Below are 13811 nucleotides of genomic sequence, written 5' to 3'. Positions count from 1 at the left end.
TTCAGAGCACCTTCTTGTCGGTCGGGCCCTCGGTCGAGGCGTTCGTCGGACCCTCGGTCGGCGTCTCCGTCGAGCCGTCGGTCGACGGGTTCGTCGGGTTGTTGGTCGACGGGTTCGTCGGGTCGTCGGTCGGGGCGGCGTTCTTGGGCTCCTCCGGGGCGTCGTCGTACGGCCCGTCCTCCGTCGGTGGCCTGCGGAGCAGGGCGATGGAGCCGGAGGCGGTCATCGCCTTCAGCTTGCCGTTGCCCGCGCCCAGTCGGCCGGTGATCTTCTTGGCGCCCCACTGCCCGCTGACCCGGAGGTCCTCGAAGGCGCTGGAGACGGAGCCGCTCGCGGTGTTGGCCTCCACCTCCGCGTCCGCCGGGTGCGGGAGCCGGATGGCGATCTCGCCCGAGACGTTCGTCAGTTGGACGTCGGTGGGGGTGCCCGTGGCGTCGAGGTCCACGATCATCGAGCCGCTCACCGAGTCGGCCCGCACGGAGGAGCCGGAGCCCTCGACGACGGTCAGGTCGCCGGAGACGGAGTTGAAGCGGAGGTCGCCGGTGACGGCCTGGGCCTCCAGGTTTCCGGACACCGTGTCCACCCGCGCGGGGCCGGCGATGCGGACGAGTGTCGTGTCGCCGGTGACGCCCTTGACCTCCACGCGCGCGTCCATCCCGGAGACCACGGCGGCCGCGCCGACCACGCCGACCTCGACCTGAGTCCCGGTGGGGACGGCCAGAGAGACCACCACGTCGCGACGCCAGCCCTTGCGGTCGAGCCACTTGAGGAAGCCCTTCCAGGGCAGGTCCTCGTACGCCACCGTCAGCGTGCCGTTCTTCTGGGTCACCTGGAGCGGAGGCCCCTCCAGCTCGGACACCTCCAGGCGGGCGGAACCCTCGTCGGTGCCCACGACGTTCACAGTTCCATTGACGACGCGTACGTGCAGCGCCGTCACCGGGTCGTCGAAGGTGAGCTTCCTCGGCTCTGCGACGGACCACTCGGACATGGTGCAGACCTCCTCGACCGGACCGGACCCCCGTCGAGTCCGGACTCGACGCGCCATATCGCGTCTTCCGCTATTCACGATATATCGCGGATACGGAAAGTCAAGACACTCGTTCTGGGGATCACGGGCGGGATGGGAGGGGCAAATCGGCCTAAAGTGTGACCATGTCAACTGCGTCCGGTGAGTCCTCGGTCACGGCCCCCGGCGCCCTGCTGTTGTGCCGGGCGCACCCCGAGTCCGTCGGTCCCGCCGCCCAGCTGCTGCGCGAGCGGATGCTGCTCACCTGGGCCGGTGCCGAGTGGAGCGTGCTGGTTCCCGAGGGCAAGCCCTGGCGGGACGGCGCCGAACCCGTGGACCGCGTGCTCACCGGCTGGGCAGGCGCCCTCGCCGTCGGCGCCCCCTGGCCCGTACTCGCCCTGTGGTGGGACGCCGACCACAGCGGCTACGCCCTCGCCTCCGGTTTCCGGCGCACCGTCGGCTACGAGTGGCTGGCGAACGGCACCCCGGTCGGCGAGGACGAGGCGATGCGCACCTTCGCCGCGCGGCTCGGTCTTGACCCCGTGCTGGACCTGCAGTCCCTGGAGCAGTTGACGAAGGCCGACCCCGGAGTGGACGCACGCGCGCGCCTGCGGGGGCTGCTCGCCGTCCTCACGCGCGCGGGAGTGGTGCTTCCGGCCGGGCTCAGTCCCGGCGAACCCGTCGACCGGCTCAGGGAGGTGGCCCGGATCCAGCCAGGCGCCGAGCAGATCGAGTGGTCGGGGTGGCGTGCCGCCGTCCGCGCGGAACTCGACGTCATGGAAGGCAGCAGCCTGGCCTCCTGGTTCCGTGGCTCGAAGGCCCGCACCCTCGCCACGGTCGAGGTGGCCGCCGGGCTCCCGCTCACCCTGTGGGGTGTACGGCGCCGCAGTGGCGGCTGGATCGCCGCCGGCGCGCTCCTGCTGACCCACGGTGCCCTCGGCCTGGCGTACGACCAGCTGCGCCCCTTCGACTGACGCGCGCGAACGTCCCTACAACAACGCGAAGCAAGAACCCGAAGCAAGAACCCGAAGCAAGAACCCGAAACACGAACGCGCAACACGAACGCGAACCTCTCTACAAGAAGGCGCCTACTCCGCGTCGTCCAAGAAGGCGCCTACTCCTCGTCGTCCTCGTCGTCCAGTCGTGCCAGCCACGTCGCCAGCCGCTCCACCGGCACCTCGAAGTCCGGGTTGAGGTCGACGAACGTCCTCAGCTGCTCGGCGAGCCACTCGAAGGTGACCTCTTCCTCGCCGCGCCGCTTCTCAAGTTCCTCGATGCCACGGTCGGTGAAATACATGGATGGTGCTCCGTCGGTGAAAGTGAAGTGGAACGCTGGGAAAAGGATAAGTGGGGGCGTGCGGCGCACGGAGGTCCTCTGTCGTGGGCGCCCCCCTGCGGCTAGCCTGCAAGGTCGGCGGTTACCACGGGGGCGTGGGGGAACGGGGGATGCCATGGGTGACGCAGTGACCCGGATCGCACGGATCGAGATGCCGGACGGGACGCCGGTATGGGCGCGGATCTCGGGGGCCGAGGAGCTGGAGGAACCGTCCGGCGGGCTGTCGTACACGGACACCGGGTTCGGTGAGCGGGTCGAGGCGCAGGTCGAGAGCCTGCAGTCGGTGATCACCAGTGTCGCGCGGTCACTGGCCGCGCCGCTGCGCGCGGTGCGGCCCGACGAGGTCAGCGTCGAGTTCGGGATCGAGCTGACGGCCAAGGCGGGCAAGGTGGTCGGCCTCCTCGCGGACGGCGAGGCCAAGGCCGGCATCACCGTGACGCTCACCTGGAACGGCGGCCCACCGGACCTCGACACCACCGAGGGCACCACCCGGCAGGCGGTGACCGACGGAAACACGCAGGCGAACCCACCGGCCGACCCGCACGCGGGCGCGTCCCCCGGCGCCCCGGCGCACGGCGGCTCCGGTGACGCCTCCGTCGGGGGCGGGGCATGACGGACGGGCACGCCCCCGGCGCACCGGGCAGCCCCGGGAACGCTCACCGTGCGCTGCGTGATCTCGTCATGGCCGCAACGGTGCGCATCCATCGCGCGGGCTCCGGGTATGCCCAGGACGAGCCCGGCACGTTCCTCGGAAGTGGCTTCTTCATCGCTCCGAACTGGGTTCTGACCTGTGCGCATGTGGCACGGAGCGGGGAGGGGGACGAGGTGACGGTGGTCTACGAGACGGGGCCCGGCCGCGGCACGTCCGCCATCGCGGGCGAGGTCGCGACGGCCCTTCCCGAGCAGGTCGGGCAGCGTCCCGTACGGGGCAACTGGCCGGCCCCCGACCTCGCGCTCGTGCGGCTGCGCAAGCCCGTCGACCACGACTGCGCCTATCTCACCGAGCGCCCGGCGGCGTACTACGGAGAGGCGGTCGTCTTCTACTCCGGCTGGTCCGTGGTCGGCGGGGAGCTGCGCCGGCTGAACGGGACCTGCACGGTGCAGGGCACCCTCGGCGGCTGGTCCGACGACGAGCAGATCCGGCTCGGCGGCGATGTGCTGCCGCCCGGTGTTTCGGGCGGGCCGGTGGTCGACCCCGTACGCGGAGAAGTCGTCGGCGTCCTGAAGTCGCAGGCGGACCGGGGGCTCGGCGGGACCTGTACGGGGGTGGAGCAGTTACGGTCCCTGCCGGTGCCGACGGGTGAGGTGCGGGCCGAGCACGACGACACGTACCAGGCCGTCTTCCACGCCCACGACCGCTACCACCGTGACCGGCAGCGCCATCCGGAATACGACGGCAGCACCTGGGCCGACGTGCAGGGCCAGCTCGGCGCGCGGCCCGGCCGTGCCTTCAGCCCCTTCGAGCGGACCAGGTTGCTCGGCAGGCTCGCCGACCTCCCGCCTCCGACCAGCACCCGCGAGCTGCTCGGCATCCTCGAATCCCTGCTGGGCAGCGAGGCCGCGATCCCGCACCCCGCGCCGCGCAGCTGGCGCGACGGGCTCGGGGCGCTGTACGAGAGCTCACGTCAGGATGGCGCGCTGGAGCTCGTCATCGACTACGTGGTGCGGGTCATGACCGCCCGGCGCCCCTTCGTCACCCGTGATACCCGCAGCGCGGAGCGTGCCTTGTGGGAGTGGGCGTGGCGGGCCGCGGAGGATCTTGGAGCCAGGTACCGACGCAACCTCGCGCAGCATCGGATCGAAGACGTCCAGTTGTCGCGCCGTGAGCTGTCCTCGGCCAAGGCGCGGGCGGCGCGCGCCTTGGCGCAAACCGCCGAACGTGCGCCCCGTCTCTTCGTCCTCCTCGAACTGGTGCAGCGGGGCTGGGAACCGGACCGCTGCGACTGGCAGGTTTCCGTGGGGCGTCCCACCGGAGGGGTGGTGCGCCTGCGTGACGCCGAGCGTGTCCCGCTGGCCGAACTCCCCGGCAGCCTTGCGGGGTCCTTCGCGGAGGCCTTCCGGCAGTGCGACGAACCCGGGCGGCCTGCCGTCCTCGAGGTCGCGCTGCCCCATCCGCTGCTCGGACTGGACGTCGACGCCTGGCAGTTCGGGCCGGACGAGCCACCGCTCGGCGCCCACCGGCCGGTCGTCGTGCGCTGCGCCGACCGGGAGCAGCTGCTCTCCGGAGACGATGCCGCTCTCGGCTGGAACGAGGACTCCGCCGACGAGGAGCACGTCGAACGCGAGGCACGATGGCGATGGGTCCAGACCTTGGGCGCGAAGGCCGAAGTCCTGGACTGCGACGACGGGTTGCGTGTGCCCGTACCACCCGGGGAGAGGCTGCGCGAGCTGCCGCACACCACGGTTCCGGTGCTCTGCCGCTACGGAGACCACCGCTTCGAGGACGATCCAGCGGCCCTCGTACGGATCGTGAACAGCGGCTTCGGCGTCGCGATGTGGCGGCGATGGCAGGGGCAACGGGACCCCCTCTGCGGAGAGTTCCACCGGCGGACGGGTGACATCGTCGCGGGCGCGGGCAGCGCGGAGCGGCTTCCCGGGCTCGTCCACGCGCTGAGGGTGGGGCTGCACGCGGGCTTGCCGGAGACCGACTGGGCCGACGGCATCGCCCTGCTCTACGACGATCCGCGCCGACCCCTGCCCGGCACCGGGGACCTGTTGGAGGCGCCATGACCGGACGACGCGGATCTCGGTCGTACGGCACCGGCACAAGGTCGTACCGAGCTCCAACTGCCGGACCGGACAGGGCCCTTACGAGGTTTCTCCAGGGTCGATACGGTGATGCACGATCGACGGCTGCCGTGGGGGACGAGTGACGACGAGGACTGGGCAATGACCGAATCCAGCGAGTGGCTCATCTACCGAGGCGCCGGTGAACCCCACGACGGGATAGACCGCCTCCCGGCCCCGCCCCCCTGGCGCGACTTCGCGAGCCGGGACGCGGCCGGGAGGAACGGCGACGGCTCCGAGGACCGCAGGCTGGGCGCGCACCGGCATCTCGCCGAGCTGCACCGGCCGGGCGCCGAGGAACTCGAAATGATCAACGCGGCGCTCTATCTGCGCCGGCCCCTGCTGGTCACCGGCAGCCCGGGCGCGGGCAAGAGCACGCTCGCACACTCGGTGGCGTACGAACTGGGGCTGGGCAATGTGCTGCGCTGGCCCATCGTCAGCCGGTCCACGCTGCAGGACGGGCTGTACCACTACGATGCGATCGCCCGGCTCCAGGACGTGCAGATCGCCGCGCCCCAGGGCACCGATCCGGCCACTCCGGGGGCTCCTGGCTCGGTCGAGGGCATCGGCAGCTACATCCGGCTCGGCCCGCTCGGCACCGCGCTGCTGCCGTCCGACACCCCGCGCGTGCTGCTCATCGACGAGCTGGACAAAAGCGATATCGACCTGCCCAACGACTTGTTGAACGTGCTGGAGGAGGGCGAGTTCGCCATCCCGGAGCTGGAGCGCGTCGCCGACCGGCTGCCGGTCGGCGAGGCCGAGGTGCTCACCGCCGACGGCACCAAGGCGCGGGTGCGCGACGGCCGGGTGCGCTGCCGCGCGTTCCCCTTCGTGGTGCTCACCAGCAACGGCGAGCGCGACTTCCCCGCCCCGCTGATGCGCCGTTGCATCCACCTCGAACTGGGGCGCCCGGACCACAAACGGCTCGCCACCTTCGTACGCGCCCACCTCGGCGACGAGGCCGCGCGGGCCGGGGACGACCTCATCACCCACTTCCTGGAGCGCTCGCGCAGCGAACTCGTCGCCGCCGACCAGCTGTTGAACGCCATCTACCTCACCGACGCGGCCGCCCCGCCCAGTCGCGACCGTCTCGCGGACCTGCTCATCCAGCGACTCGACCGCCCGAGGTGACGCGCTGATGCCTGACGCCGCGGCGCGCCACGGGCCCGATCCCGCCGAACGATCCGGACCAGCCGGGCCGACCGGACCAGCCGGGCCGACCGGACCAGCCGGGCCGACCGGACCAGCCGGACCTACCGGGCCGCCCGGGCCGTCCGAACTGACGGGATCATCCGGACTGTCCGGGTCGTTCGGTGGCGACGCGATCGCCGAACTCATCGCCCTGATGCGGCAGATCGGGCTCGATCCCGACGCCGAGCAGCTGTGCGACAGTCTGTGGCTGGCCCGCTGGGCGCGCCCGACGGATGCCGCCGAGCCGGCGGAGGGCAGCGTCTCCACGCCCGGTGCCCTGCCCGGGGCAGGGCGCGACCCGATCCCGGAGCGTACGGACCCGCCCGACACCACTTCGGTCCCGCCCCGCGACCGGCCGGAGCCGCTGCCGCAGACCGGGGGAGCGGACCGGCGTGTCGCCCTCTACCCCGTGCCGCGGGACGGCGCGCCGCGGGGGTACGGGCAGGGCCGGGCGACCGTGCTGCCGATCGGGGTGCCCGCCGCGCCCGCGTTCCCCGCCCCGCTCGAACTCCAGCGCGCATTACGGCCGTTGCAGGGCTACCGGACGGCGGCGCCGCCCCTGCGCACGGTCCTCGACGAGACGGCGACCGCGGAGCTGAGCGCGCGGGCCGGCGGTCTGGTCCTGCCGGTGTTCCGCGGGGTGACCCGCGCCGACGCGGCGCTTCAGCTGGTGATGGACGCCTCCTCGTCGATGCGGGTGTGGGACCGGATGTTCGCCGAACTGGAGCAGGTCTTCGGCCAGTTGGGCGCCTTCTGGGACATCGAGGTCAGCCATCTGCACCAGGGCCCGGACGGCGAGCCCGCCGTCAGCCGCAGCCCCGAGCCGCACGTGGCCCCGCTGCACTCCGCCGACCGGCTGAGCGATCCCACCGGCCGCCGGATCACTCTCCTCGTCAGCGACTGCGCGGGCCCCCTGTGGCACAGCGGCCACGCCCACCGGCTGCTGCACCACCTGTCCCGGCTGGGCCCCGCCGCCGTACTCCAGCCGCTGCCGCAGCGCATGTGGAACCGCACCCGACTTCCCGTGTCGTACGGCGAGTTGATGCGCGGCGAGGCGCTCGCGGGCGCGGCCACGCTGAAGGTCCGGCTGCCGACCGGCACCCCGTCGGAGGCCCGCGCCGGTGCGCTTCCGGTACCCGTACTGCCTCCGGAGCCCGCCGCGCTCGGCGCCTGGGCACGGCTGCTGTCCGGGACCGGAGCCGGCCCCGTGGCCGGTGCGGTCGGCTGGGTGCGCCACCACCATCCGCCCGCCCAGGCCGCCCGGCCCGGGCGCCGGCTGTCCGCGCTCGAACTCGTCAGCCGGTTCCGCTCCAACGCCTCGAAGTCCGCCGGACGCCTGGCCGGCTATCTGGCGGCGGCGCCCCTCAGCCTCCCCGTGATGCAGCTCGTCCAGCGCACCATGCTGCCCGACTCCGGGCCGTCCGAACTGGCCGAGGTCCTGCTCAGCGGCCTGGTCTCACGCGCCAAGGCGGAGGACTACGGGGCGGACGGCGCCCAGTGGTACGAGTTCGCGCCCGGCGTGCAGGAGGCGCTGCTGTCGCCGCTGGGCCGCGACGAGGCCATGCTGGTGCTCAAGCACTGCTCGGAGTACATCGAATACCGCTTCGGCAAGGGCGGCCCCAACTTCCCGGCCCTGGCGCTCGCGCAGCTCGGCGAGGGCGGCTCCGGGCGGCCGTACGCACCGGGCGCCGGATATCCGGGCGAGAACGGCGACAACGGCGACAACGGCGCGGCCACGCTGGTGCCGCAGCCCTTCGCCGAGGTCGCCGCGCGGGTCCTGGAGCGCTTCATGCCGCTGCCGGAGCAGTTCGCGCTGTACGGCGGCCGGGGACGCGACGATCTGCCCGACGAGCGGCCCACCCACGCGGCGGTGATCCGGGCCCGCAACCTGGTCGGGCAGTTCGACACCGACGGCATGGTGCAGGACCTCATCGACGCCGTACAGCTGCTGCGCGGTGCCACTGAACACGAACTGCCCGCCGGCGCCGACCCGGAGCTGTGGGCCGAGTACGCCCAGTGCCTGCTGCGGCTGTGGGAGGTACAGGGCGGCGCGGAGCTGCTGCGGGAGGCGGAGACGGCGGCCGAGCGCGCCGTCGCGCACCCCCGGGCGCTGCGCGAACGGGCCGTGCTGGCCAAGGTGTTGCACGCCGCCGCCATCGACCGCAGGCGCCGCGGCGACCGGCGCGGCGCGCTCGACCTGCTGCAACGCGCCGACCGCGAGTACGCGGTGGCCTGCGCCGCGCCCGGCATGGAGGCGCGCGAGGCCTTGCGGCTCACGCTGGAGCGGGTGCGGGCACTGGAGGCCCAGTGGCGCCTCGGCGGCGACAGCGCGCTGCTCCAAGGGGCGGTCGGCATGCTGGAGGCGTTCGCCGACGCCTGGCCCGACCGGCGCCACCGCCCGCCCGAACTCCCGCTCGCCCACGGCCGCGTCCTGCTGCGTCTGTCGGGCGCGACGGCCGACCACGAACAGGCCCGGCTGTACGCGGAACAGGGCGCGCACTCGCTGCGCGCCGCCCTGGAAACCGGCCCCGAGGACGACACGGCGGCCGGGACCGACCCCGCGCGCGACCGCGTCCGCCTCCTCCTCGACCTCGTCGACGCGCTCCTGAAATCGGGCGGCGCGCTGGACGACGCCCAGGCGCACGTCGACGAGGCGCTGGGCCTCACCCGCGAACAGGGCCTGCGCGCCTCGCTGTTGGTGCGCGCCGGGCGCATCAAGGTGGCGCGGTACGCCGAGTCCGGCGACCCGCGCGAACTCCAGGACGCCGCCGAGCGGTTCGAGCAGGCCTCCCGCGGCGTGCCCCGGGACGCCCCCGCGCACGCCGACGTCCTCGCCGAATGGGGCGAAGTGCTGCTGCGCCGGGCGGTGCCGGCGGGCGGCCCTGGTACCCGCGAGTCGCTCTCCCAGGCCATCCGGGTGCTACGGGACTGCCGTACCGAAACCGCCGCGGGAAGCGGCGAGTTGGCCCACCGCCTGCTGCTGCTCGGCCGCGCCCTGATGCTGCGCTACCGCTCCCGCGGCGACCGGGTGGACCTCCGGGAGGCCGAGCACCTCTTCGGACTCGCCGCGCTGGAGGCCGGCGAACCGCTCACCGCCGCGCGCTGCTGGCTGGAGCTCGGGCAGGCGCAGTTCGAGGCGTACCAGAGCCTGGGCCGGCCCGCGCGGCTCGACGAGGCGGTCGACGCCTTCCGTGCCGCGGCGGAGTCGGCGCGCGAGGCCGAGGACGAGGCGGAGACGGACCGACGGCGCCAGGAGGCCGTGGAACTGGGTGCGCAGGCGCATCACTGGCGGGGTATGTCCTACGAGGCGGCGGCGCGCCCGCGTGCCGCACGCGAGGCCTACCGGGCCGCCCGGGCCGAGTGGTCCAGGCTGCCGGACGGCGCCGTGAGCACGGGCGAGCCGACGGCCCGGCAGACGGCGCAGCGGCTGGCCGAGCTGGAGTGAGGGAGCGCCCGCCGGCGGCCGCCGGGGCGGAGTGAGGGAAAAGGGGGAGGGACATGGGTGCACGGGACGACGACGCACTGGACTCAAGAGTCGCCGGGGAGCGGCTGCCGGATCTGCTGGAGCTGGACCTCGCGGACCTCAGGACGATTCAACACCCGGTGCTGGCAGAGGTGTTGGAGGAGCTGAAGGAGCGGGCCGGGCAGCCCAGCGAGATGCTCTGGGGGTTCAACAACTCCTTCTGAGTGACGAGATGGGTCAGAAAGCAGTCGATCTCCGTCCAGAAGACGTCAGTTCCGGTCGGCTCTGTTGTTGAACCGGACAAGTTCGATCGTGTCGCGTTTGTGTCCGGCCCCCGCCAGGGAATCCGCCCCTTACGGGCAGGGGGCCGTGACGCGGACCGTACCCGGGTTCGCGGGCCGTACAGCATGGGGGTGCCGGAGTGTCTGAAGAGGTGACCTCCGCGACCCCGGTGACAGCCGCCCGGACGCCCGAACCGCCGTTCCCCTTCCGGCAGTTCATCGTCAAGGCGCACGGCCGCTGCAACCTCGCCTGCCGCTACTGCTACCTCTACGAAGGCCCCGACCGCAGCTGGCGCACCCGCCCCGCCGCCGCCCCGCCCGACGTGCTGGCCCGGACCGCGCTGCGCATCGGTGAACACGCGCGCGCCCACGGCATGACGGCGCTCTCCCTCGTCCTGCACGGCGGCGAGCCGCTGCTCGCGGGCGCGGACACGCTCGCCCGCTTCACCGATCTCGTACGCGACCGGGTACCGGACTCCTGCACGGTCCACGCCACCGTCCAGACCAACGCGACCCTGCTCACCGAGCGGCGGCTCGCCGTGCTGGCCCGGCACGGCATCCGCGTCGGCATCAGCCTGGACGGCGGCCTGCCCGCGCACAACACGCTGCGCACCGACCGCGCGGGGCGCCCGTCCTGGCCCGCCGCCGCGCGCGGCGCCCGCCTGATCGCCGACCGTTTCCCCGAGGCGTACGCCGGGATCCTCACGGTCGTGGACCCCACGACGGACCCGGTCGAGCTGTACGAGTCCCTGCTCGCCCTGCGGCCACCGGCCCTCGACCTGCTGCTGCCGCACGGCAACTGGTCGGCCCCGCCGCCGGGTTGGAGTGGCTCCCTTGTCCCCTACGGGGACTGGTTGTGTGCCGTCTTCGACCGCTGGTGGAGTGCCGGGCGGCGGGAGACACGCGTACGGCTCTTCGAGGAGTGCGTAGCGCTGCTCTTCGGGCTGCCCGCCGCCACCGAGTCCCTGGGCCTCGCGCCCTTCGACGCCGTGGTCGTGGAGACCGACGGTTCGATCGAGCAGGTCGACTCCCTGAAGTCCTGTTACGAGGGCGCGGCGGAGACCGGCCTCGACGTCTTCCGGCACAGCTTCGACGAGGCCCTGCGGCACCCTGGTGTCACCGCCCGCCAGACCGGCGCCGCCGCGCTGGCCGCGCAGTGCCGGGCCTGCCCCCTGCTCTCCGTCTGCGGCGGCGGCCACTACGCCCACCGCTACCGGGCCGGACACGGCTTCGCCAACCCCTCCGTCTACTGCGCCGACCTCCAGCGCTTCATCCGCCATGTGGCGGAGAGCCTCGCCGGGGCCGCCGCCCTCCCAGCCTCTCTCGAAGGAGGCGCGCCGTGATCCTTCCGGCGGTCCCGGACCGGGCCCTGACCGAACTCGGCCGCACCGAAGGCGGCCCCGAAACCCTGGGGCTCCTCCTACGCGACCAGCACACACGGCGGCTGCTGCTGCTCCGCGCGGTCCTCGACGCCGTGGAGACGGCCGACACCGCCGTCTGCTCTACGGGCGCGCGGGCGCGGCTGGGGGAGGACTGGGGGTTGCTGGAGGAGGCGGACCGGGTGGAGCCACCTGTCCGGCCGGCGGCTTGGGCGTACGAGGGCGGTTCGGCGCCGACCCCGGAGGACGGCACCGATGCCGGTTCGGCGTCGGCCGCGTACGAGGGTGTGGAGGCTCCGACGCCGACGGACGGCGTCCCCGGCGGCCCGGCGTCCATGCCCGGCAGTGAGTCCGCTCTCGCCGGGCCCCCGCTCTCGCCCGTCCGCGCCCTCCTGCTGAATCCCTTCGTCGGTCCCTGGGCCCGGCACTGTCTGCGTGGGCTCGGAGCGGGAACCAGGCCGCGCACCGAGTGGGAAGCGCGAGAACTGGGGCGCGACCTCGCCTACTTCGGGGCGCTCGCCGCGGTGGCCGCCGCCCGCGCCGACGTGCCCTACGCCGTACGGCTGATTGCGCGCGACGGCGTACTGACCCTGCCCTCGCTCGGAGCGCTGCGCACGGCAGCGCCCGGGGACGCCCACGTCGACGTCGTGCACCGCCGACAGAGCCTGACACTACGTCAGCGCGGTGAGAAGGACATCGTGGTACGCCTGCAGAGCGGCGGTGTCGGCGCGTGGTCCGAGGCCGCCGCGTGGACCCCCGCGCATGCGCTGCCCGGTCTGCTGCCCGGCTCCGAGCCCGTACCCCTGGACGACCTCGACCCGTACCGCACCGTGCGCGGCGGACCCCGCCACCACGAGCTCAGCGGACCCGTCATTCTCGACGACGCCGAGCGCAAGCGCTGGCTCCAGTCCTGGTCGGGCACCGCGTCCGTGCTCCGGCTCGGCGGCGAGCAGCGCGTCACGGAGGCCGTCGCCCTGATGCGCTGTCTGGTCCCGCTGTCCGCGCCGTCCGGTTCGACGCCCGGCGGCCGGACGACCGGCAGCTGCAGCGGCACCCGGCGCGAGGCCTTCGGAGCTGTCCTCAGCAGCACCCCGCCCACCGCCACGACCTTCGCGGCCACCTTGGTGCACGAACTCCAGCACAGCAAACTGGCCGCACTCAGCGACATGCTGACGCTCCACCATGCCGGGCCACAGGCACGTTACTTCGCGCCATGGCGCCCCGATCCGCGTCCGTACGACGGCTTGCTGCAGGGCGCGTACTCCCACCTTGCGCTGGCGGACTTCTTCCAGCGCTGCGCGCTCGCCATCACGCACCCGGCCCGCCGGGACGCCGCCTGGGCCCAGCACGCGCGCTATCAGCAGCAGGTCGGTGCCGTACTGCCGACGCTCGTGGGATCGGGCGACCTCACCCCGCAGGGGCGCCGGTTCGTCGACCAGATGGTCGCCGTGTACGAACGGCTGGCCGAACACCCCGCGCCGCGCGGGCAGGCGGCGCGCGCGGAGGCGTACGTACGGGCGGCCCGCGCGCTGTGGACGCAGCGCCACGCGCCGGGTGAATGAGGCATGAGAGGCGCCCGCAGGGCGCGCCGCGCGCCCGCCGAACAAGCCAGGCCACCCGCTCGATTGAGCCATCCTCGCCGAAAGCCGCCGGTTCCGGGACGCGGGCCGATCAGTGCGCCAAGATCTTCGCTTGAAAAGGAACCGTGGAGCAAGCGACTGGTATCCGTCAGCGCCTATCGCCGAACCTCCCACCGGTTCTAAAATCACGTGCGGGGAGGCCGCTGCATGTCTGGAGCTCGTACGCCGGTCGGGCCAACCGAGAGGGGGGCCGCGAAGCAGACCGTCACGATCAGCTTCGCCGGTTTCAACCGGGCCTGGGCGGCCTGGATCGGGGACCGTCTGGAGCGACGTGGCCATCGCGTCGTGTACCAGCGCTGGGATTCCCCGGCCGAAGTACCGCTCGTGGACCTGCTGCGCGACCTGAAGCTCGCCCAGGGCCGGATCCTGATCATCGTCAGTGAGTGGTATTTCCAGCTGGGCCCGCGCACTCACGACGAGTGGAACGCCGCGCTGCGCGAGGTCGTCGCCCCCGACCCGACCCGCTTCGCGGCCGTCTCCGTCACCAACAGCCCGCTGCCGGCCGCCACCGTCGCGCTCGCCGCGGTCGAGCTGAACAACATGGGCGCCGAGGAGGCCGAGCGCCGTGTCCTGGACCGCCTGGACCTGCCCGCCGACCCCCTCCCGGACTCCGCCGACGGCGCCCGCCAGGGCCCCCGCTTCCCCGCGGCCATGCCGGAGGTGTGGGGTGGCGTGCCACGCCGCAACACGCGCTTCACCGGGCGTGAGCCCCTGCTGAACGACGCCTA

Annotated in this window: 11 protein-coding genes; 9 read left to right on the top strand and 2 right to left on the bottom strand. The window is 73.2% G+C overall.

Annotated elements, in window-relative coordinates:
- Nucleotide 1 precedes the first annotated feature (1 nt).
- A complete protein-coding gene (locus ACFY0T_RS39925) occupies nt 2-988 on the bottom strand; it encodes a DUF4097 family beta strand repeat-containing protein (protein WP_388882628.1) in 987 nt (328 codons plus the stop codon).
- Nucleotides 989-1152: 164 nt separating this feature from the next.
- Between ACFY0T_RS39925 and ACFY0T_RS39920 the strand changes: the two genes are divergently transcribed.
- On the top strand, nt 1153-1980 hold the full coding sequence (locus ACFY0T_RS39920) for a hypothetical protein (RefSeq protein WP_388882625.1): 828 nt from the start codon (nt 1153-1155) through the stop codon (nt 1978-1980).
- A 140-nt stretch (nt 1981-2120) separates the two neighbouring features.
- Here ACFY0T_RS39920 and ACFY0T_RS39915 read toward each other — a convergent pair whose 3' ends face one another.
- Entirely contained in the window at nt 2121-2303 is a 183-nt protein-coding gene (locus ACFY0T_RS39915; protein WP_005312030.1) for a DUF6104 family protein, read from the bottom strand.
- Between the two features lie 154 nt (nt 2304-2457).
- Between ACFY0T_RS39915 and ACFY0T_RS39910 the strand changes: the two genes are divergently transcribed.
- From ACFY0T_RS39910 to ACFY0T_RS39875, 8 genes are all read left to right on the top strand, one after another.
- On the top strand, nt 2458-2955 hold the full coding sequence (locus tag ACFY0T_RS39910; protein WP_388882622.1) for a CU044_2847 family protein: 498 nt from the start codon (nt 2458-2460) through the stop codon (nt 2953-2955).
- A gap of 68 nt (nt 2956-3023) precedes the next feature.
- Entirely contained in the window at nt 3024-5072 is a 2049-nt protein-coding gene (locus tag ACFY0T_RS39905) for a trypsin-like peptidase domain-containing protein (protein ID WP_388882619.1), read from the top strand.
- Between the two features lie 159 nt (nt 5073-5231).
- On the top strand, nt 5232-6260 hold the full coding sequence (locus ACFY0T_RS39900; RefSeq protein ID WP_388882616.1) for an AAA family ATPase: 1029 nt from the start codon (nt 5232-5234) through the stop codon (nt 6258-6260).
- 214 nt (nt 6261-6474) lie between these two features.
- Nucleotides 6475-9765, top strand: coding sequence for an SAV_2336 N-terminal domain-related protein (locus tag ACFY0T_RS39895; protein WP_388882613.1), 3291 nt, complete (start codon nt 6475-6477; stop codon nt 9763-9765).
- A 53-nt stretch (nt 9766-9818) separates the two neighbouring features.
- Nucleotides 9819-10007, top strand: coding sequence for an FxSxx-COOH cyclophane-containing RiPP peptide (fxsA, locus tag ACFY0T_RS39890; RefSeq protein WP_388882610.1), 189 nt, complete (start codon nt 9819-9821; stop codon nt 10005-10007).
- Nucleotides 10008-10216: 209 nt separating this feature from the next.
- On the top strand, nt 10217-11407 hold the full coding sequence (locus tag ACFY0T_RS39885; RefSeq protein WP_388882952.1) for an FxsB family cyclophane-forming radical SAM/SPASM peptide maturase: 1191 nt from the start codon (nt 10217-10219) through the stop codon (nt 11405-11407).
- The gene (locus tag ACFY0T_RS39880) at nt 11404-13005 is read left to right on the top strand and encodes an aKG-HExxH-type peptide beta-hydroxylase (protein ID WP_388882607.1); all 1602 of its coding nucleotides are present in this window, start codon (nt 11404-11406) and stop codon (nt 13003-13005) included. Before ACFY0T_RS39885 ends, ACFY0T_RS39880 begins: the two co-directional genes overlap by 4 nt.
- A gap of 225 nt (nt 13006-13230) precedes the next feature.
- The coding region (locus ACFY0T_RS39875) for a toll/interleukin-1 receptor domain-containing protein (RefSeq protein ID WP_388882604.1) at nt 13231-13811 on the top strand (581 nt) is incomplete at its 3' end.

The organism is Streptomyces sp. NPDC001530 (genome assembly GCF_042894545.1).
In the GTDB taxonomy this organism is placed as follows: domain Bacteria; phylum Actinomycetota; class Actinomycetes; order Streptomycetales; family Streptomycetaceae; genus Streptomyces.
This window is presented reverse-complemented; position numbering and strand designations above follow the sequence as displayed.

Excerpts from the sequence above, each read along its gene's own strand:
- ACFY0T_RS39925 (WP_388882628.1), bottom strand. The coding sequence starts at position 988 with ATGTCCGAGTGGTCCGTCGCAGAGCCGAGGAAGCTCACCTTCGACGAC.
- ACFY0T_RS39915 (WP_005312030.1), bottom strand. The coding sequence starts at position 2,303 with ATGTATTTCACCGACCGTGGCATCGAGGAACTTGAGAAGCGGCGCGGC.
- ACFY0T_RS39900 (WP_388882616.1), top strand. The coding sequence starts at position 5,232 with ATGACCGAATCCAGCGAGTGGCTCATCTACCGAGGCGCCGGTGAACCC.
- ACFY0T_RS39910 (WP_388882622.1), top strand. The coding sequence starts at position 2,458 with ATGGGTGACGCAGTGACCCGGATCGCACGGATCGAGATGCCGGACGGG.
- ACFY0T_RS39920 (WP_388882625.1), top strand. The coding sequence starts at position 1,153 with ATGTCAACTGCGTCCGGTGAGTCCTCGGTCACGGCCCCCGGCGCCCTG.
- fxsA (WP_388882610.1), top strand. The coding sequence starts at position 9,819 with ATGGGTGCACGGGACGACGACGCACTGGACTCAAGAGTCGCCGGGGAG.
- ACFY0T_RS39905 (WP_388882619.1), top strand. The coding sequence starts at position 3,024 with ATGGCCGCAACGGTGCGCATCCATCGCGCGGGCTCCGGGTATGCCCAG.
- ACFY0T_RS39895 (WP_388882613.1), top strand. The coding sequence starts at position 6,475 with ATGCGGCAGATCGGGCTCGATCCCGACGCCGAGCAGCTGTGCGACAGT.